Genomic DNA, 20,665 nt, shown 5'->3' with positions numbered 1-20,665 from the left:
GCGGCCGTTCCCGTATATCCGCGCGCTCTTGATTTCTCCTGCTTCGCGGCCGCCCGCGCGGCTGTCCGTTTGAAGGTCCGAACTAATGGCCAATAATCCCGGCGCCAAGAAAGCGATCCGCAAGATCGCTCGCCGCACCGAAGTGAACACCGCTCGCCGCTCGCGCGTGCGCACCTTCCTGCGCAAGTTTGAAGACGCCCTGGCCGCCGGCGACGCCGCCGTCGCCAAGGCCGCTTTCATCGAAGCGCAATCGGAACTGATGCGCGCCGTCTCCAAGGGCGTCGTCCACCCCAACACCGGCTCGCGCAAGGTTTCGCGCCTGGCGGCTCGCCTGAAGAAGCTTGATCAGGCCGCTGCCTAATCCAGATTCTCGCCGAACGCTGTTCGGTTAGCGAAATCAAAGACTTAGGAAAGCCGATCGAGGAAACTCGGTCGGCTTTTTCTATTGCCCTTTTTCAAACTGAAGATTGTCCACGGGACATTCCGCTGGGTGAACGCGGGGCTCCGAAATAGCATTCCCTTGGCGGGCGAGGACGTCTGTCGAGTCAACAGAAATATCCGCCGACGGACGCAAGTTTTCCGTTTGACCGGCGGAGGCCGCTGGCTAGTTTAAGCGTCTCAACGCTCTTCCAGTCCATGGAGATCACTGGCGGCGGCCGAACCCTTGCGTTCGCCGATCAACCCCCTGTGTCTGCTGGGCAACGAGGCTTGAGGCACGGTCGTACGCCATGGGGGGCGGCGATCGGGGACATACGACATATACCGAGGCGGTGACCGATGACGATCAAGGGCGGGGTAGTGAGCCAAGAGTTTTCGGCTGCGTTTTCGACGGTCGCCTGCGAACCCGCGGGCGTCGTCTGGGGCAAGGTGTGTCTGGTCTTGAAACGCGAGTTGGGCGACGCGGCTTTCGGCTCGTGGATCGCGCCCGCCGCGCTGCGTGAAGGCCAGGCTGGTGATGTGGTGGTGGTGACGCCGACCGGGATCGCGCGCGACTGGATTCGCCGCAGCGCCTGGCGCCGGGTCAGCGAGCTGTGGGCCGCCAACGATCCCACCTCGCGCCGGTTGGATCTCAAGTCGCGTCTGGAATTCGAGGCCGCCCACGGCGCTTCGGGCGGCTCCGCCGCGGCCGGCTACGAAGCCAAGGCCGAGCCGATCGAGATCGTGCTGCCGGTGTCCAGCGACAGTCCCGCCCTGGCCCCGACCAACGGCGCCAAGCCTTCTCCCGTCCAAGGTTTGCAGGAACGCTTCACGTTCGACACCTTCGTGCCGGGTCCGGCCAACGAATTCGCCCACGCCGTGGCGCGCCGCGTGGCCAGCTGGGCCGACGGCCACTTCAATCCGGTGCTGTTCCACGGCCCCTACGGCTTCGGCAAGACCCACCTGCTCAACGCCCTGGCCTGGGAGGCCATGCGCCAGGCCCCGACCAAGCGGGTGGTCTATCTGACCGCCGAGCGCTTCCTGTCGACCTTCGTGCGGGCGGTGATGGATCGCCAGACCGCGGCCTTCAAGGAAGAGCTGCGCGGCGCCGACCTGCTGATCATCGACGACGTGCACTTCATCGCCGGCAAGCAGTCGAGCCAGGAAGAGCTGTTCCACACCCTGACCGCCCTGGTCGAGGACGGCCGCCGGGTGGTGTTCTCCTCGGACCGCGCCCCGGCGGCGATGACCGAGATGGACGCCCGCCTGCGGTCGCACCTGTCGGCGGGCCTGGTCTGCGGCCTGGAGCCGGCCGACCGCGCCCTGCGCCTGGGCATCCTGGACCGCAAGCTGCAGGCGCTGTCGCGCCAGCACGGCTTCGAGCCGACGATGCGCCCCGAGGTGCTGAACTTCCTGGCCGACCGCTTCACCGACAGCGTCCGCGAGCTGGAAGGCGCGCTCAACACCCTGTCGGCCCGGGCCGGCGAAGGCGTCTCGCGCCTGACCCTGGACGAGGTCCAGGCGATCCTGCGTCCGCACCTGCGGGCCGGCGAGAAGCGCATCACCATCGACGACATCCAGAAGGCCACGTCCGAGCACTACGGCATGAAGCAGGTCGACCTGCTCAGCGAGCGCCGCAACCGCGCCATCGCCCGTCCGCGTCAGGCGGCCATGTGGCTGGCCAAGCAGCTGACCACCCGTTCGCTGCCCGACATCGGCCGGCGGTTCGGCGGCCGCGACCACACCACGGTCCTGCACGCCGTGCGCCGCATCGAGGCGCTGCGCGCCGAGGACCCGGTGCTGAGCCAGGACCTGGAGACCATCACCCGCAAGCTGCGCGGGTAAGGGTTTCGAGGTTCGAGACGATCAAGGGCCGTCCCGATGGGGCGGCCCTTTTTCGTTAGGCCCTCCCCCTGTGGGGGAGGTGTCGGCGAGGTCGACGGTGGGGGGAGTCGTCGGAAGACGACCGCGCTCAAGATCGAGCGGCCCAATACTCCCCCCACCGGCCTTCGGCCGCCTCCCCCACAGGGGGAGGACCTTAGGCCACGGACGCCCTTCTCAGCGTGATGTTGATCCGCCCTCCTCCCGGCACCAGCCCGGACGAGCCCGGCAGGATCCGGTCCACCCCGTGGAACGCCAGCCGCGCCGGCCCCGACAGGCGGCAGACGTCGCCGGACGACAGCTTCAGCGAGCGGGTCGGGTCCTTGCGGGAGGTCCCGCCGATCCGGAAGACCGCGGTGTCGCCCAGCGAGACCGACAGCACCGGAAAGCGCGGATCGGCCTCGTCGCGGTCCTGGTGCAGGCCCATGCGGGCGTCGCCGCGATAGAGATTGATCAGGGCGGCGTCCGGCGGCGTCTCCGGATCGCCCAGGTCCGCCCAGAGATCGAGCAGGGCCTGGGGCATGTCCGGCCAGGGCGCGCCGGTGCCCGGATGGCGGTCGGCATAGCGATAGCCGGTCTTGTCGCTGGTCCAGCCCAGCGGGCCGAAGCTGGTCATGGCCACGCTCATCGCCTTGCCGTAGGCGGTCTCGTAATTCGCCGGCGGCGCGGTCTCGAACGCGGCCAGGGTCAGGCGCGTCAAATCGTTCTGGGCCTTGAGGTCCAGCAATCCGGGCCATAGGTCGAAACCCGGCAGAACACTGATCGGTTTAATCATTACGGAGATTTAATGCGCCAGATGCGCCAGGACAGTGTTGGTTTGCGCTCGTCGGGCCCGCGGGCCGAATAAATTTTGCAAATCCAGGGCCGTTCATGCGTCGACTCCTCTCTTCCGCGGCTGCCGCCGTGCTCGTTTTCGCCGCCGGATCCGCCCTGGCCGCGCCCGCCGCGCCCAAGCCCGCCGCGATCACCGCCGCCAACGTCACGACCCAGCTGCCGCGCGGCGTGGTTCCGACCCACTATGATCTGGCCTTCACGCCCGACGCCGACAAGCTGACCTTCACCGCCTCGGTGAAGATCGCCGTCGAGGTCGCCGCCCCGACCAACACCATCACCCTGCAGGCCGCCGACCTGACCTTCGCCAAGGCCGAGATGGCCGGCGTGGGGGCGGCCAAGGTCACCGTCGACGCCGAGGCCCAGACCGCCACCTTCACCTTCGACAAGCCGGTCGCCAAGGGCGCCCACGTGCTGTCGATCGACTACAGCGGCAAGATCTACAAGCAGGCCGCCGGTCTGTTCGCGCTGGACTACGACACCGACCAGGGCAAGAAGCGCGCGCTCTACACCCAGTTCGAGAATTCCGACGCCCGCCGCTTCATCCCCTCGTGGGACGAGCCGTTCTTCAAGGCCACCTACGACGTCCAGGTCACCGTTCCGACCGGCCAGATGGCCATCGGCAACATGCCGGTCGCCAAGACCGAGGACCTGGGCGGCGGCAAGTCGAAGGTGACCTTCGCCACCTCGCCGAAGATGTCGACCTATCTGCTGTTCTTCGGCGTCGGCGAGTTCGACCGCGCCACCGCCAAGGTCGGCGGCGTCGAGATGGGCGTGATCACCAAGAAGGGCGACCTGGCCAAGGCCGACTTCGCCCTGAAGTCCTCCGGTCCGATCCTGGAGTGGTACAACGACTACTTCGGCGCCCCCTACCCGCTGCCGAAGCTGGATCACATCGCCGCCCCGGGCCAGAGCCAGTTCTTCAGCGCCATGGAGAACTGGGGCGCGATCTTCTACTTCGAGTACGCCCTGCTGGATGATCCGGCGATCTCGACCCAGGCCGACCGCCAGAACATCTACACCACCGTGGCCCACGAAATGGCCCACCAGTGGTTCGGCGACCTGGTCACCATGTCGTGGTGGGACGATCTGTGGCTCAACGAAGGGTTCGCGTCCTGGATGGAGGGCCGGGCCACCGAGCACTTCCACCCCGAGTGGAACACCCAGCTGAGCGCGATCGGCGGCCGCGAATACGCCATGGGCCTGGACTCGCTGTCGACCACCCATCCGGTCGTCCAGCACGTCGAGACCGTCGACCAGGCCAGCCAGGCCTTCGACGCCATCACCTACCAGAAGGGCGAGGCGGTCATCCGCATGCTCGAGGCCTATGTCGGGCCCGACGCCTGGCGTGACGGGGTGCGCCGCTACATCAAGGCCAACGCCCACGGCAACACCCAGACCGACGACCTTTGGCGGGAAGTCGAGGCCGCCGCCGGCAAGCCGATCACCGCCATCGCCCACGACTTCACCCTGCAGCCGGGCATCCCGCTGATCACGGTCGAGACCGGCGCCTGCGCGGCCGGCAAGACCCCGGTCACCCTGACCCAGGGCGAATACAGCCGCGACAAGCCGACCAAGACCCCCCTGGCCTGGCGCGTGCCGGTCTCGGCCCAGGTCGCCGGCTCCAGCAGCGTCGCCAAGACCCTGGTCGAGGGCGGCAAGGGCGCGCTGAGCGTCGATGGCTGCGGTCCGGTGATCGTCAACGCCGGCCAGGCCGGCTATTTCCGCACCCTCTACACGCCCAAGGCGTTCGCCGGCGTCTCGGCCAGCTTCGCCAAGCTGCCGGCCATCGACCAGCTGGGCGTGATCTCCGACGCCTGGGCCCTGGGCCTGAACGGCCAGCAGGCGGTCACCGACGGCCTGGACCTGGCCATGGCCACCCCCGCCGACGCCGATCCGCAGGTCTGGGGCAAGGTCGCGGGCGTGCTGACCGGCGTCAACAGCATGTACGAAAGCGCGCCGGCCGACCGCGCCGCCTTCCGCAAGCTGGCGATCGCCCGCCTGTCGCCGGCGTTCGCGAAGATCGGCTGGACGGCCAAGCCGGGCGAGGCCGGTCCGGTCGCCACCCTGCGCTCGACCCTGATCATCTCGCTGGGCGCCCTGGGCGATCCGGCGGTGGTCGCCGAGGCCAAGCGCCGCTACGCCGCCGACAAGACCGACCCGACCGCCGTGCCCGGCCCGCTGCGCAAGGCCATCCTGGCCACCGTGGCCCGCAACGCCGACGCCGCGACCTGGGACATGCTGCATGAGCAGGCCAAGGCCGAGAAGACCCCGCTGATCCGCGACCAGATCTACACCCAGCTGGCCTCGGCCGAGAACGACGCCCTGGCCGCCAAGGCCCTGGCGCTGGCCCTGACCGACGAGCCGGGCGAGACCCTGTCGGCCAACATGATCTCGCGGGTCGCGATCCTGCATCCCGACATGGCCTTCGATTTCGCCGTCGCCCACAAGGACGCGGTGAACGCCAAGGTCGACGCGGCCTCCGCCACCAAGTTCATTCCCGGGCTGGCGAGGAATTCGGCCGATCCGGCGATGATCGACAAGGTCACCGCCTACGCCGCCGCCAACCTCCCGGCCGGTTCGCGCGGCGAGGCCGAAAAGTCGGTGGCCTCGATCACCGACCGCATCAAGACCCGCAAGACGGCTCTGCCGCCGATCACCGCCTGGGTCGCCAAGCAGGGCTGAGGCCCGGAAAACGCCGGGGCGAAGCCTGCCCCGAATCCGCTCGAAAAGCGGATTCAACGAACGCCAGGTGAGGCTTTCGGGCCGCTTCCGGCGTCTATCTGACGAAGGGGCCGCGCTTTTTCGAGCGCGGTCTATTTCGTCGCACGTGACGATTCCCCTTCATTCCATGCGGGATTGGGCTTGCAGGCTGGCGCCTATCCCCCATATCGGGCATCGAAGCGGGGTTGACGGGCTCGTCAACTTCGATTGAACGAACGCTTTCCGCTTGAACATCGTTTGAGCGGCGAGATTTTGGATAAACCGTTAGAACGCGACCAGACGGGGACGGCTTGAGAAAAACCGGGGCGCTTGCCTTAAGGCCCTTGTCACCGCCGTCCGCCATTCAGGAGCTGCAGGTCAAATGAGCAAGATTATCGGTATCGACCTTGGCACCACGAATTCGTGCGTGGCCATCATGGACGGCAAGACCCCGAAGGTGATCGAGAACGCCGAGGGCGCTCGCACCACCCCGTCGGTGGTCGCCTTTCTCGAGGACGGCGAGCGCCTTGTCGGCCAACCCGCCAAGCGCCAGGCGGTCACCAACCCGACCAACACCCTTTTCGCGATCAAGCGTCTGATCGGCCGTAACTTCGCCGATCCGGTCGTGGCCAAGGACAAGGCCATGGTCCCCTACGAGATCGTCAAGGGTCCGACCGGCGACGCCTGGGTCAAGGCCCACGGCAAGGACTACAGCCCGCAGGAAGTGTCCGCCTTCATCCTGCAGAAGATGAAGGAAGCGGCCGAAACCCACCTGGGCGAGACCGTCACCAAGGCCGTGATCACCGTTCCGGCCTATTTCAACGACGCCCAGCGTCAGGCCACCAAGGACGCCGGCAAGATCGCCGGCCTCGAGGTCCTGCGCATCATCAACGAGCCGACCGCGGCCGCCCTGGCCTACGGCCTGGAAAAGAACGAAGGCAAGAAGATCGCCGTCTACGACCTCGGCGGCGGCACCTTCGACGTCTCGGTCCTGGAGATCGGCGACGGCGTCTTCGAGGTGAAGTCGACCAACGGCGACACCTTCCTGGGCGGCGAGGACTTCGACCTGCGGATCGTCGACTACCTGGCCGACGAGTTCAAGAAGGAGCAGGGCGTCGACCTGCGCAAGGACAAGCTGGCCCTGCAGCGTCTGCGCGAAGAGGCCGAAAAGGCCAAGAAGGAGCTGTCCAGCACGGCTCAGTACGAAGTGAACCTGCCCTTCATCTCGATGAACGCGTCGGGCCCGCTGCACCTGAACATCAAGCTGTCGCGCTCCAAGCTCGAAGCCCTGGTGGAAGACCTGATCGCCCGCACCATCGGTCCGTGCGAACAGGCCCTCAAGGACGCCGGCCTGAAGAAGAGCGACATCGACGAAGTGATCCTGGTCGGCGGCATGAGCCGCATGCCCAAGGTCCAGCAAGCCGTGCAGGACTTCTTCGGCCGCGAGCCCCACAAGGGCGTGAACCCCGATGAAGTCGTCGCCCTGGGCGCCGCCGTCCAGGCCGGCGTCCTGCAAGGCGACGTCAAGGACGTGCTGCTGCTGGACGTGACCCCGCTGACCCTAGGGATTGAAACTCTGGGCGGCGTGTTCACCCCGCTGATCGAGCGCAACACCACCATCCCGACCAAGCGCTCGCAGACCTTCTCGACCGCCGACGACAACCAGTCGGCCGTGACGATCCGCGCCTTCCAGGGCGAGCGTCCGATGGCCGTCGACAACAAGTTCCTGGGTCAGTTCGACCTGCAGGGCATTCCGCCGGCGCCGCGCGGCGTGCCGCAGATCGAGGTCACCTTCGACATCGACGCCAACGGCATCGTCAACGTCCACGCCAAGGACAAGGCGACCAACAAGGAGCACTCGATCCGCATCCAGGCCAACGGCGGCCTCTCGGACGCGGACATCGAGCGCATGGTCAAGGAAGCCGAGGCCAACAAGGCGTCGGACGAGAAGAAGAAGGCGCTGGTCGAGGCCAAGAACCAGGGCGAGGCGATCATCCACTCGACCGAAAAGGCCCTGGCCGAGCACGGCGACAAGGTCGGCGCGGCCGAGAAGACCGCGATCGAGACCGGCCTGACCGATCTGAAGTCGGCGCTGGAAGGCGAGGACGTCGAGGCCATCCAGGCCAAGACCCAAGCCCTGATCCAGGCGTCGATGAAGCTCGGCGAAGCGATGTACAGCGCTCAGCAGGGCGCTGAAGGCGGCGACGAAGCCGCCGCCGATGACGGCGTCGTCGACGCCGAATTCGAGGAAGTCGACGACTCCAAGCCGTCGGCGTGACCATGGGTCGCGGGGCGAAGCTCTTAACCGCGGTTTCGCCCGCCCTACCTTTGGGGAACAAGGCTCCCGTCCGCCGCTTGCGGCCGGGCGGGAGCGCTCCCACCTCTCTTTTCATCATGGCTAGTGATCGACCCTGACGATGCGCGACTATTACGAAGTCCTGGGCGTGGCCCGTGGCTGCGATGACGCCGCCCTCAAGGCCGCCTTCCGCAAGATGGCGATGGAGCATCATCCGGACCGCAACGGCGGCTGCGAGAACGCTTCCTCGCGGTTCAAGGAAATCAACGAAGCCTATTCGGTGCTGTCCGACGCCCAGAAGCGCGCGGCCTACGACCGCTTCGGCCATGCCGGGGTGAACGGCGCGCAGGGCGGACCGGGCGGCTTCGGCGGCGCCGACGCCAGCGACATCTTCAACGACGTCTTTGGCGACGTGTTCGGCGAGATGTTCGGCGGCGGCCGTCGCCAGTCGAACGGTCCCCAGCGCGGCCAGGACCTGCGCTACGACCTGGAGATCACCCTGGAGCAGGCCTATGCCGGCGCCGAGGTCGAGATCAAGGTTCCCGCCGCCATCACCTGCGAGGTCTGCGACGGCTCGGGCGCCAAGCCCGGCACCAGCCCGACGGTCTGCGGCACCTGCGGCGGCGCCGGCCGCGTGCGGGCCACCCAAGGCTTCTTCGCGGTCGAACGCGCCTGCCCCCGCTGCAGCGGCTCGGGCCGCCTGGTGCTGGACCCCTGCACCAGCTGCCACGGCCATGGCCAGGTGCGCCGCGAGCGCGTGCTGTCGGTGCGCGTCCCCGCCGGCGTCGATGACGGCGCCCGCATCCGCCTGGCCGGCGAAGGCGACGCCGGAGCCCGCGGCGGCCCGCGCGGCGACCTCTACCTCTTCCTGTCGGTGATCCCGCACGAGCTGTTCGAGCGCGACGGGCTGGACCTGCTGTGCACCGTGCCGGTGCCGATGACCGTGGCCGCCCTGGGCGGCGAGATCGACGCCCCCTGCCTGCTGGGCGGCGAGGCCTGCGACGGCAACTGCAAGATCGCGGTCAAGGTCCCGGAAGGCTCGCAGACCGGCAAGACCGTCCGTCTGAAGGGCCGCGGCATGCCGTCCCTGCGCAGCCGCCAGCGCGGCGACCTGGTGGTCGAGCTGTTCGTCGAAACCCCGACCCACCTCTCGACGCGGCAAAAGGAGCTCCTGACCGAGCTGGCCGGGCTGTGCGGCGAGAAACAGAACCCCAAGTCCGCCAACTTCGTCGGCAAGGCCAAGCGCTTCTGGGAAGAAGTGACCGGCAGCTAGAAGGCGTTCCGCATCGCGATACGAGAGGGGCCCGGAGCGCAAGCGCCGGGCCCTTCGTCGTTTTCGGCCAATTTCACTGTCATCCCGGACAAGCGCGCAGCGCGCCGATCCGGGACCGCCGGAAGCGCCTGCGCTCAGGCGTCGGTCCCGGGTCTTCGCTGCGCGCTGCGCCCGGGATGACAACCCCATTTGAATCCGTCGAGTGGAGTGAATTATTTGCAGATTTTGCAAGTTATTCCCGCTGCGGCGCGGCAGATGCCCCTTAACGCGACGCGCGACGCTCTGTACCTTCCGGCGCGATGAACGCCCCCGCCTCCCCCGCCGTCCAGACCTATGACGCCACCGGCGCGACCCCGGTGATGCAGCAGTTCTTCGAGATGAAGGCGCGGCACCCCGACGCCCTGATCTTTTTCCGGATGGGCGACTTCTACGAGCTGTTCTTCGACGACGCCTACAAGGCCGCCGCCGCCCTGGGCATCAGCCAGACCTTCCGGGGCACGCACAACGGCCAGCCGATCCCGATGGCCGGCGTCCCCCAGCACGCGGCCGAGGCCTATCTGTCCAAGCTGATCCGCATGGGCTTCAAGGTCGCCGTCTGCGAGCAGATGGAAGACCCGGCCGAGGCCAAGAAGCGCGGCTCCAAGTCGGTGGTCCGCCGCGACATCGTCCGGGTGGTCACGCCCGGCACCCTGACCGAGGACGGCTTGCTGGACGCCCGGGGCGCCAACCGCCTGGCCGCCGTGGCCGTGCGGGCCGGCCAGGCGGCCGTGGCGGCCGTGGAGCTGTCCACCGGCGAGGTCGAGTGCTTCCTGGTCGCCAAGGACGCCGTGGCGGCGATCCTGGCGGCCCTGGCGCCCTCCGAGACCCTGGTCGCCGACCGCCTGCTGTCGGACGACCAGCTGTCCCAGACCCTGAAGATCTGCGGCGGGCTGATCCAGCCCATGCCCTCGGCCCTGTCCGAGCCCCAGGCCTCGGAGACCCGCGTCAAGCGGCTGTACGGCGTCGACACCCTGGACGGGTTCGGCGGCCTGTCGCCGGCCGAGATCGGGGCCCTGGGCCTGATCGCCGCCCATCTGGAGATGACTCAGGCCGGCAAGCTGCCGGCCCTGCGGGCTCCGCGCCGCGCCGCCGAGGCCGACGTGATGGCCATCGACCCGGCCACCCGCTCCAGCCTGGAGATCGACCGCACCCAAGGCGGTGATCGAAGCGGCTCGCTGCTGGCCTGCATCGACCGCACCGTGACCGCCGGCGGCGCCCGGATGCTGGCCTCGCGCCTGGCCCGCCCGCTGCTTGACCCCCACGCCATCGACGCCCGCCTGGACGCGGTGGCGTGGTTCGTCGACCACCGGAGCTTGCGCGAACGCCTGCGCGAGGTGCTCAAGGGCGCCGGCGACATGGCCCGCGCGCTGTCGCGCCTGGCCCTGGGCCGGGGCGGTCCCCGCGACCTGGGCTGCCTCAAGGACGGCCTGAAGACCGGCGAGAAGCTGGCCGGCATGGTCGGCGGCTCGGGCGATCCGCTGTCGCCCCCCCCCGCCGAGCTGGAAGCGGCGCTGAAGGCCCTGACCCCGTCGCTGCGCGAGGGCCTGTCGCGTCTGCTGGATCGACTGGAGACGGGGCTGGGTCCCGACCTGCCGGCCCTGGCGCGCGACGGCGGCTTCGTGGCCGCCGGCGTCCGCCCCGAGCTGGACCAGGCCCGCGCCCTGCGCGACGACAGCCGCCGGGTGGTGGCCGCCCTCGAGACCCGTCTGTGCCAAGAAAGCGGCGTGCCGCTGAAGATCCGCCACAACGGCGTGCTGGGCTATTTCGTCGAGGCCACGGCCGGCAAGGCCGACCCGCTGTTCCAGCCGCCGCTGAACGCGACCTTCATCCACCGCCAGACCCTGGCCAACCAGGTGCGGTTCACCACCGTCGAGCTGGCCGACCTGGACGCCCGCATCGCCCAGGCGGCCGAGCGGGCCCTGGCCATGGAGGTCGCGGCCTTCGAGGACTGGCGCGCCGAAGCCGTCGCCCTGGCCGAGCCGATCCAGCTGGCCGCCGAGGCCCTGGCCAAGCTGGACGTCGCCGCCGCCCTGGCCGAGTGGGCCGAGGACGCCGGCGCCGTGCGCCCGACCGTCGACAGGTCCCTGGCCTTCGACGCCCGCGCCGCCCGCCACCCGGTGGTCGAGGCCGCCGTCAAGCGGGCCGGCGACCCCTATACCCCCAACGACTGCCGCCTGGACGCGGCCGGCGAGGCCGGGGCGCGGCTGTCGATCGTCACCGGCCCCAACATGGCCGGTAAATCGACCTTCCTGCGCCAGAACGCCCTGCTGGCCATCCTGGCGCAGTCCGGCTGCTACGTGCCGGCCAAGAGCCTGCGTCTGGGCGTCGTCGACCGCCTGTTCAGCCGCGTCGGGGCCGGCGACGACCTGGCCCGGGGCCGCTCGACCTTCATGATGGAGATGGTCGAGACCGCCGCCATCCTGACCCAGGCCAGCCCGCGCAGCCTGGTGATCCTGGACGAGATCGGCCGGGGCACGGCCACCTATGACGGCCTGGCCATCGCCTGGGCCTGCGCCGAGGCCCTGCACGACGTCAACCGCTGCCGGGCCCTGTTCGCCACCCACTATCACGAGCTGGCCACGCTGGAGACGCGGCTGGCCCATGTCTCCAACCTGTCCCTGCGCGCCAAGGAGTGGAACGGCGACCTGGTGTTCCTGCACGAGGCGGCCCCGGGCCCGGCCGACCGCTCCTACGGGGTGCAGGTGGCCAAGCTGGCCGGCGTGCCGCCCCAGGTCGTGGCCCGCGCCAAGGAGGTGCTGGACCGCCTGGAGAGCAAGACCGAATCGCCGGCCAAGCTGGACGAGCTGCCGCTGTTCGCGGCCAGCGCCCCCTTCAACCCGGCCGGGGCGCCCGTTATGGCGGCGCCGAGCCGCACCGACGCGGCGCTGGAGGACCTGGATGTCGACGGCATGAGCCCGCGCGAGGCCCTTGAAGCGCTTTACAGACTTAAGGCTCTGCTCAAGGCCTGAGGTCCTATAGTGGAAGCGTGATGTTTCGCCGCGGCCGGTCGGGCTTCCAGCGAACGCGCCCTGGGAACACCATATAATCGCCATGCCCCGTCGCCTTCGCCCCACGCCCCTGGAACACGTCGTCGACGGCCACGCCCTGCGGGCGCGCCTGTCGGCCGCCGCCCTCGACCTGATCGGCGACGAGGCCGGCCAGCGCGCCCGCGCCATCGAGATCCTGAAGCAGGCGCTGTTTCGCGGCCGGATGATCGCCAAGGAGCGGCTCGAGAACGGGGCCGGCGGCCTGGAGACGGCGCGGCTGCTCAGCGGGGTCACCGACGAGGTGATCACCGCCCTCTACGACTTCACCACCGTCCACGTGTTCCGGGCCCGCAACCCGACCGAGGGCGAGCGCCTGTGCCTGCTGGCCGTCGGCGGCTACGGCCGGCGCACCCTGGCGCCGTTCTCGGACATCGATCTGCTGTTCCTGCGGCCCTACAAGCAGACGCCGCACGCCGAGAGCGTGATCGAGTTCATGCTGTATGCGCTGTGGGACCTGGGCTTCAAGGTCGGCCACGCCTCGCGGACCATCGAGGAGTGCGTGCGGCTCTCCAAGGAAGACTACACGATCCGCACCTCGATCCTGGAGGCCCGCCGCCTGACCGGCGACGAGCGCCTGGGCGAGGAGCTGAAGAAGCGGTTCCGCGACGACGTCATGAAGGGCACCGGCGCGGCCTTCGTCGCCGCCAAGCTCAAGGAGCGCGACGATCGCCAGGCCCGGGCCGGGGCCAGCCGCTACATGGTCGAGCCCAACGTCAAGGAGGGCAAGGGCGGCCTGCGCGACCTGCACACCCTGATGTGGATCGCCGAATATCTGCACCCGGTCGATCGGCCCGAGGACGTCTTCCTGCTGGAGGTGTTCGACCGCCGCGAGGCGAAGGGCTTCATCCGCGCCTTCGATTTCCTGCACGCCGTGCGCGCCCACCTGCACTTCGCCACCGGCCGCCCCGAGGAGCGCCTGACCTTCGACCTGCAGCCCGAGATCGCCCGCCGCATGGGCTATGGCGACCGCGGCGACGCTCCGGCCGTCGAGCGCTTCATGCGCCGCTACTTCCTGGTGGCCAAGGAGGTCGGGGCCCTGACCCGCGCCTTCTCGGCCAAGCTGGAGGCCGAGCACTTCAAGCACGAGCCCAAGGGCATCTCGCGCTTCCTGCCCGGCGGCGGCCGGCCCAAGCGCAAGGCCCTGGACGTGGCCGGGTTCTACGAGGACGGCGGCCGGCTGAACATCGACGGCCCGGACGTGTTCGAGCGCGACCCGGTCAACCTGATCCGCCTGTTCAAGACCGCCGACGAGCGGGATCTCGACCTGCATCCCGACGCCTTCACGACGGTGACCCGCACCCTGAACCTGATCACCTCGAAGGTCCGCCGCGACCCGCGGGCGACCGAGGCGTTCCTGCAGCTGCTGGCCTACGGCAAGCGCAGCTACCGCACCCTGACCCTGATGAACGACGCGGGGGTGCTGGGCCGCTTCATCCCCGAGTTCGGGCGCGTCGTCGCCCAGATGCAGTTCAACATGTACCACTCCTACACGGTGGACGAGCACACCCTGCGGGCCGTGGGCGTCATCGGCGACATGGCCGCCGGCCGGCTGGTCGAGGACCACCCGCTGGCGGTCTCCATCATGCCGCTGATCGAGGACCGCGAGGCCCTGTTCCTGGCCATGCTGCTGCACGACACCGGCAAGGGCGGGGTCGGCGGCCAGGAGAAGGCCGGGGCCCGCAGCGCCCGCAGCGCCTGCGAGCGGCTGGGCGTCGACCGTGTCAAGGTCGAGCTGGTCGCCTGGCTGGTCGAGAACCATCTGGTGATGAGCGACTTCGCCCAGAAGCGCGACGTGGCCGATCCGGGCACGGTGGCCGCCTTCGCCCGCATCGTCGAGAACCCCGAGCGCCTGCGCCTGCTGCTGGTGATCACCGTGGCCGACATCCGGGCCGTCGGCCCCGGCGTCTGGAACGGCTGGAAGGGCCAGCTGCTGCGCGAGCTCTACAACGCCACCGAGGCGGTGTTCCGGGGCGGGCGCGGCAGCGACGCCGCCGCCAGCGTCCAGCGCCACCAGGAGGCCGCCGCCGAGGCCGCGCGCGAGGCCCTGGTCGCGGCCGACCCCGCCGCCAAGGGCTGGGCCCAGGCGATGGAGGCCGCCTATTTCGGGGCCTTCTCGCAGGACGACCTGAAGGCCCACGCCGAGCTGGCCCGCCGCGCGGCGATCCAGGGCGGGGCGGCCGCCGAGGGCCGGGTGCCGGTCGGCGCCAACGCCGCCGAGATCGTCATCGCCGCCAAGGACCGTCGCGGCCTGTTCGCGGATCTGGCCCTGGCCATCTCCTCGCTGGGCGGCAACGTCGTGGGGGCCCGGGTCTTCACCTCGCGCCAGGGCCAGGCCCTGGACGTGTTCCATGTGCAGGACGTGACCGGCGCGGCCCTGGGCTGCGAGAACCCCCGCGCCCTGCGCCGCCTGGCCGACGCCCTGGAGGCGGCCGGCCGCGGCGAGCCCCTGACCCTGGAGCCGCGCCGCGGCGGCGAGCCGTCGCGCACGGCGGCCTTTTCGATCGCCCCGACCGTGGTCATCGACAACGAGGCGTCCAACGAGGCCACCGTGGTCGAGGCCTCGGGCCGCGACCGTCCCGGCCTGCTGCAGGCCCTGGCCCGCACCCTGGCCGACAACGGCCTGTCCATCCAGTCGGCCCACATCGACGGCTACGGCGAGCGGGCGGTCGACGCCTTCTACGTCCAGACGTCCGAGGGCGGGAAGGTGGCCGACGCCAAGAAGGTCACGGCGTTGAAGGCCGACCTGCTGGCGGCGCTGGAGCAGAACGAGGCCGGGGCGCCGAACACGCGGCCGGGGCTCAAGCGGGCGCGGGCCAGCGTGGCGCGGTAGTTGGGGCGGGCCTCCGTCGGCTCTAGGCTAAGTGCTCGGATCCATTTGGTCGCCAAACCCGAGATCGAGGCACAAGGCGCTGACCGCATCGACAAACGCCTGAGCGGATTGAACTAGGCGTTCGCGTTCGGCTGCGAGTTCGGACCGTCGGAAATAGCGCTTTTCGATCTTGTCTGGGGTGGTCTTGGTCCCAGGAACAAAGCGCCGAAATTGAACTGCCATGTCGCCCGCGAGGGTGAAGTGGAACTCGCAAAATCCGTGGACCAACAGATGGCGGGTGGCTGCCAGTGCCGGATCACAAAACTCTTCGATGAGAGGGCCGATCTTGGATGCATAGGGATTGAAGGGGCCATGCTTCAACATATCGCGGACTTCGCTTGCTCGGCGTTCTAAGTTGCGTTGAATTCGCCAACCCTCCTTGCGGTATTCGGGCACCCGCTGTGCGGCGACTGTTAGATGCCCGAGAAGAAATTCGACCTGTGCATAGCTGTTTACAATCCAGCCGCGATGCAGAGCGATTGCTTCAAGCTCGTCCTTCCATTCCTGCTTGACCTCATCCATGTGGTTCTGAGTAGCTCCCCATCCGCCCCGGATGGGGCCACGCCTTAAAGCCTTGGTGGATCGGAGCTCTGGCGTCTGGCCGTGTCAAGGACGGCGCGTCGCGCCGCCGCGACGCGTCCTTGACACGGCCAGACGCCAGAGCAGGCTCGCCATCAAGGTTTCAAGGCGCGGCCTCGCCGCTGGCGATGACGTCAGGAGTGTTTCCGGCAAACGCCCAGTCCCTCCCCTTGCGGGGAGGGTGGCGGCGAAGCCGACGGGTGGGGGATCGGTGCAGGGTGTTGGACGCGGGGCTTGTGCTGCTGACTCAGCAGCCCCCCACCCGACCCTGGCGCTGCCAGGGCCACCCTCCCCGCAGGGGGGAGGGAAGGGTTTGCGCTCAGCGGATAGCGAACGAAGTCCAGCGATTTCAACGCCCTGAACTTTCTCGACCCGATTTGGTCCTCACCCCTTTTGACCACCCGCATAATGATCCCACCTGAGGGCACGGGGAGGGCGCACGTACGGCGACCGCTGCGGCTTTCGGGGGTGGTCGAACGGGAAGCGCTTGTCGGTGGTCTTCAGTGACAGCCTTCGCGACGGTCCTGGGCAGGTTCCTTGCAACACAGGACGAAGCCCAGGCGGCGGGGGATCGACGGACGCGGCAGGCCTGGGCTGAAATCGCCCAGGCGGTCCAGGACGCGCCAACGTCCCGCCCGTCGGGGGCCTCCATCGGAGCGGGTTAAGAATCCGCGATCCGAAGGCTTCCGGATAACGGCCGCGCGAAGCGCCTGACTTCGTCGAAACGGTACACACATCAAAGCTGCTCCGGGCGAGGCCCGGGCGCTTCGCACCCTCCCCACTAGCTCAGCGGGTTTCCGCGTGAGACCGAAAAGCCGTGCCCGCTAACACTTGCCCCCTACGGACCGCTTCGCGGTCGTCTTCCCCCACAGGGGGAAGAGGTTCCGCCGCCGCCGCCGCCGCGCGCGCGTCCTCCGCCCCCCATGGGGGCGGACAGACCGCGAAGCGGTCCGGTGGGGGCAAGTGCGTGAGCGTCCCCCTACCGCCGATCGCTCATCTGGAACGGCGGGATCAGGACGCAGCGGGCCTTGCCGTCGACCACCCCCACCCGGACGGCGCTCATCAGGGGCGGCGCGAAATAGGCCTGGGTTCCGGGCGTCTTGACGGCCAGCAGGACCGGTCCGGTGAACTGGCAGACCGGATGCTCGCCCCAGCCTTTCGCGTCGGGCCGATGGACGCACATCATGTGGCCGACCCGGTATTCGAAGCTGGCGTCCTCGAAGGTGGTGACCTTGGCCACGCCGGGAGCGGCCACGTAGGTCGCCGCGTCGACGGTCGGGCAGGGCGGTCCGTCGAGACTCCAGGCCGCCGCCTCGGCGTCGTCGCCCTGTCTCTGCGTGACATAGATGTGAGTGAAGGCCGCCAGCCCCAGCAGCACGACGAACGCCGCGCCGAGCATCTGGCCGCGACCGAAGATCCTGTTCGCCATGGGCATGGAAGTCCGGTTCCAGGGTTCGGGAAGGTCAAGCCTAGCGGCGCCGTGGGCGGCGCGCCAGGGCGCCGGCGGGAGGTCCGGCGACGTCGCGTCGGCGAACACTTGCCCCCACCTGACCGCTTCGCGGTCTGTCCGCCCCCACAGGGGGCGGAGGGCGCGCGCACAGTCCCTCTTCCCCCTGTGGGGGAAGACGACCGCGAAGCGGTCCGTAGGGGGCAAGGAGGCGGTGCACTGGAAACCCTCCGGAAATCCCCAAACCCTCGCTTGACGGCCTCTCGCCCAGCCCCCAGAAGCCATGCGTGACCGACATCGCGCCCCCCGAACAAGCTCCGACCGACCCGGCCCCCGCCAAGAAGGCCGGCGGGCTGCTCAAGTCGTCGATGATCTATTCCAGCCTGACCCTGGTCAGCCGGTTCATGGGCTTCGCGCGCGACCTGGCGGTCTCGTACCGGATGGGGGCCAGCGCCACCCCGGCCGCCGACGCCTACAACGCGGCCCTGGCCTTCCCGAACCTGTTTCGCCGGTTCTTCGCCGAGGGCGCCTTCGCCGCGGCCTTCGTGCCGGCCTACGCCAAGTCGCTGCAGACCGACGGCGAGGAGACGGCCGACATCCTGGCCGCCGACGCCATGGCCACCCTGGCGGCCTCGACGATCATCATCACCGTGATCTGCCAGTTGGCCATGCCCTGGCTGATGATGCTGATCAGCCCGGGTTTCGGCTGGGGCACCGAGAAGTACAAGCTGGCGGTGCTGCTGACCCAGATCACCATGCCCTACCTGCCGTGCATGGCCATCGTCGCCCACCTGTCGGGGGTGCTGAACGCCCGCGACCGTTTCGTGCTGTCGGCCGGGGCGCCGGTCCTGCTGAACATCGCCACCCTGGTCTTCATCCTGCCCCAGACCACCGCCGTCTCGGCCGCGACCTGGGGTTCGGTGGGGGTGATCGTGGCCGGCGTCGCCCAGGCGGCCCTGCTGACCTGGGGGGTCAACAAGTCCGGGGCCAAGGTCCACTGGCGGCTGCCGCGCCTGACGCCCGAGGTGAAGGCCCTGATCGGCAAGGCCATCCCCGGGGCCCTGGCGGCCAGCGCCACCCAGGTCAACATCTTCATCTCCGGCAACCTGGCCAGCAACGTGCCCGGCGGCCGCACCTGGCTGGCCACGGCCGACCGCCTGTACCAGCTGCCGCTGGGCCTGGTGGGCGTGGCGATCGGGGTGGCCCTGCTGCCGCGCCTGTCGCGGGCGGTCAACACCGGCGACGGCCACGACGCCCAGACCGCCATGGACCAGGCCATCACCCTGGCCATGGCCCTGACCATCCCCGCCGCCGCGGCCCTGGTCTCGATGCCGGGCTTCCTGTCGGACGCCCTCTACACCCGGGGCCAGTTCACCACCTTCGACGCCAGCCAGACGGCCTCGGCCCTGTTCTTCTACGGGCTGGGCACGCCCGCCTTCGTGCTGCAGCAGCTGTATTCGCGGGCCTTCTTCGCGCGGGGCGACACCAGGAGCCCGATGCGCTTCGCCCTGATCTCGGTGGCGATGAACATCGGCCTGGGCATTCTGCTGTTCAACCTGGTCGGGGTGAAGGGCATCGCCGCCGCCACCGCCGTCGCCTCGTGGATCAATGTCGGCCAGATGGCCTTCGGCCTGTCGCGCAAGAACCACTACAGCCCGTCCCTGGCCACCTGGTCGCGGGTGGCGCGGATCCTGGCGGCCAGCGTGGCCATGGGCGGCGCCCTGGCGGCGGCCTCGCACTGGCGGACGCTGATCGAGGCGCCGCTGCGCGAGCTGGGCCTGCGCGGCCACACCCTGGGGGCCAAGGAAGCGGCCCTGCTGCTGACCGTGCTGGTCGGCGGGGCGCTGTATCCGCCGCTGGTCTTCCTGTTCGGCGGGGTGACGCCGGCCGAGCTGAAGGGCGTGCTCAAGCGGGGCAGGGGGTAGGGGGCCTGGCATTTGCCGCCGCAGAGCCGCCCTCGTCCTTCGACAAGCTCAGGATGAGGGCTATTTTCAGCGCCGGCGCAGTAGGAAACCTCATCCTGAGCTTGTCGAAGGACGAGGTTTTCGGACCAAGAACGCGACTATCCACGGAACCTGGCGCCTTGCCCTCTCAGCCCCGGCCCGGTAACGAACAGCCATGGCTTCGATCGGTTCTTCCGCGCCGCGATGGCGCCGCTTCTTCTGATCCGTTCCGCCGCGCTTCCGGCGCGGACCGCGCAGTTGCGCGTTCGCCATACCGCTTTCAAGTACCAAGGCTGAAGCCATGACCGACCACACCCCTGTCGCCTACACGGGCCCGACCCGCGTGCTCTCCGGCGTCCAGCCGTCCGGCGCCCTGCACCTGGGCAACTATCTCGGCGCCCTGGTGAAGTTCGCTAAGCTGCAGCACGAGATGGACACCTTCATCTTCGTGGCCGACCTGCACGCCATCACCGTCTGGCAGGACCCGGCCGCCCTGGCCCAGCAGACCCGCGAGATCGCCGCCGCCTACCTGGCCGCCGGCCTGGATCCGACGAAGGCGACGATCTTCCCGCAGTCGGCGGTGCGCGAGCATTCCGAACTGGCCTGGATCTTCCAGTGCGTGGCCCGCCTGGGCTGGCTGGACCGCATGACCCAGTTCAAGGAGAAGAGCGGCAAGCACAAGGAGCGCTCCAGCGTCGGCCTCTACACCTATCCGGTGCTGCAGGCCGCCGACATCCTGGTCTACAAGGCCACCCACGTGCCGGTCGGCGAGGACCAGAAGCAGCACTTGGAACTGACCCGCGACATCGCCGGCAAGTTCAACCACGACTTCGGGGTTCCCGCCTTCTTCCCGCAGCCCGAGCCGCTGATCCAGGGTCCTGGGGCGCGGATCATGTCCCTGCGCGACGGCTCGGCCAAGATGAGCAAGTCCGATCCGTCGGACTACAGCCGCATCAACCTGACCGACACGGCCGACGACATCGCCGCCAAGGTCCGCAAGGCCCGCACCGACCCGGAGCCTCTGCCCGAGACCCTGGAGGAACTGACCGCCCGCCCCGAAGCCGACAACCTGGTCGGCATCTTCGCGGCGCTGTCGGGCCGGACCAAGGCCGAGGTGCTGGCCGAGTACGCCGGCAAGGGCTTTGGGACCTTCAAGCCGGCCCTGGCCGACCTGGCGGTCGACAAGCTGGCCCCGGTCGGCGAGACGATGCGCCGGTTCTTGGCCGACCCGACCGAGATCGACCGCATCCTGAAGGCCGGCGCGGAACGGGCGTCCGACGTCGCCGCCCCGACGGTGGCCGAGGTGAAGAAGCTGGTCGGGTTCTGGGGGGCTTAGCCTT

At 69.1% G+C, this 20,665-nt stretch carries 11 protein-coding genes and 1 pseudogene; 9 read left to right on the top strand and 3 right to left on the bottom strand.

The features are described from left to right. Positions 1-85 precede the first annotated feature (85 nt). Positions 86-361: a 30S ribosomal protein S20 gene (gene rpsT / locus ASD38_RS00770; RefSeq protein ID WP_007664810.1), complete on the top strand. Its 276-nt coding sequence runs from the start codon at positions 86-88 to the stop codon at positions 359-361. Positions 362-777: 416 nt separating this feature from the next. Then, complete coding sequence (gene dnaA / locus ASD38_RS00765) at positions 778-2,262, top strand: chromosomal replication initiator protein DnaA (RefSeq protein WP_056436984.1); 1,485 nt, start codon at positions 778-780, stop codon at positions 2,260-2,262. 193 nt (positions 2,263-2,455) lie between these two features. Here the strand turns inward: dnaA and ASD38_RS00760 are convergent, their stop codons facing one another. Next, a complete protein-coding gene (locus ASD38_RS00760) occupies positions 2,456-3,073 on the bottom strand; it encodes an alpha-ketoglutarate-dependent dioxygenase AlkB (RefSeq protein ID WP_056436985.1) in 618 nt (205 codons plus the stop codon). Between the two features lie 128 nt (positions 3,074-3,201). Between ASD38_RS00760 and ASD38_RS00755 the strand changes: the two genes are divergently transcribed. The 5 genes and pseudogenes from ASD38_RS00755 (at position 3,202) to ASD38_RS00735 (ending at position 15,317) form a co-directional block, all read left to right on the top strand. After that, positions 3,202-5,814, top strand: coding sequence for a M1 family metallopeptidase (locus tag ASD38_RS00755; RefSeq protein ID WP_235523734.1), 2,613 nt, complete (start codon positions 3,202-3,204; stop codon positions 5,812-5,814). A gap of 397 nt (positions 5,815-6,211) precedes the next feature. Further along, a pseudogene (gene dnaK, locus ASD38_RS00750) lies at positions 6,212-8,110 on the top strand (molecular chaperone DnaK); the annotation flags it as partial. 139 nt (positions 8,111-8,249) lie between these two features. Continuing rightward, positions 8,250-9,401, top strand: coding sequence for a molecular chaperone DnaJ (dnaJ, locus tag ASD38_RS00745; protein ID WP_056436988.1), 1,152 nt, complete (start codon positions 8,250-8,252; stop codon positions 9,399-9,401). Between the two features lie 299 nt (positions 9,402-9,700). Further along, entirely contained in the window at positions 9,701-12,409 is a 2,709-nt protein-coding gene (mutS, locus tag ASD38_RS00740; protein ID WP_056456785.1) for a DNA mismatch repair protein MutS, read from the top strand. An 82-nt stretch (positions 12,410-12,491) separates the two neighbouring features. After that, entirely contained in the window at positions 12,492-15,317 is a 2,826-nt protein-coding gene (locus ASD38_RS00735; RefSeq protein ID WP_056436994.1) for a [protein-PII] uridylyltransferase, read from the top strand. Between the two features lie 27 nt (positions 15,318-15,344). On the opposite strand, the gene ASD38_RS23625 is transcribed toward ASD38_RS00735, so the two are convergent. Further along, positions 15,345-15,878 carry a hypothetical protein gene (locus tag ASD38_RS23625; RefSeq protein WP_156390513.1) on the bottom strand — a complete coding sequence of 178 codons (534 nt, stop codon included), beginning with the start codon at positions 15,876-15,878 and terminating at the stop codon, positions 15,345-15,347. A 1,036-nt stretch (positions 15,879-16,914) separates the two neighbouring features. Further along, on the bottom strand, positions 16,915-17,370 hold the full coding sequence (locus tag ASD38_RS00725; RefSeq protein WP_056456782.1) for a hypothetical protein: 456 nt from the start codon (positions 17,368-17,370) through the stop codon (positions 16,915-16,917). Between the two features lie 299 nt (positions 17,371-17,669). On the opposite strand from ASD38_RS00725, the gene murJ reads away from it, so the two are divergent. Together murJ and trpS are read left to right on the top strand one after the other, a co-directional pair. Then, positions 17,670-19,307: a murein biosynthesis integral membrane protein MurJ gene (murJ, locus tag ASD38_RS00720; RefSeq protein ID WP_056456778.1), complete on the top strand. Its 1,638-nt coding sequence runs from the start codon at positions 17,670-17,672 to the stop codon at positions 19,305-19,307. Positions 19,308-19,626: 319 nt separating this feature from the next. After that, positions 19,627-20,661: a tryptophan--tRNA ligase gene (gene trpS / locus ASD38_RS00715; protein ID WP_056456774.1), complete on the top strand. Its 1,035-nt coding sequence runs from the start codon at positions 19,627-19,629 to the stop codon at positions 20,659-20,661. Positions 20,662-20,665 lie beyond the last annotated feature (4 nt).

This window comes from Caulobacter sp. Root487D2Y (assembly GCF_001427165.1).
Classification (GTDB): domain Bacteria; phylum Pseudomonadota; class Alphaproteobacteria; order Caulobacterales; family Caulobacteraceae; genus Caulobacter.
Note: the sequence above shows the minus strand (reverse complement) of the source record. Positions and strands in the feature narration are given on the sequence as shown.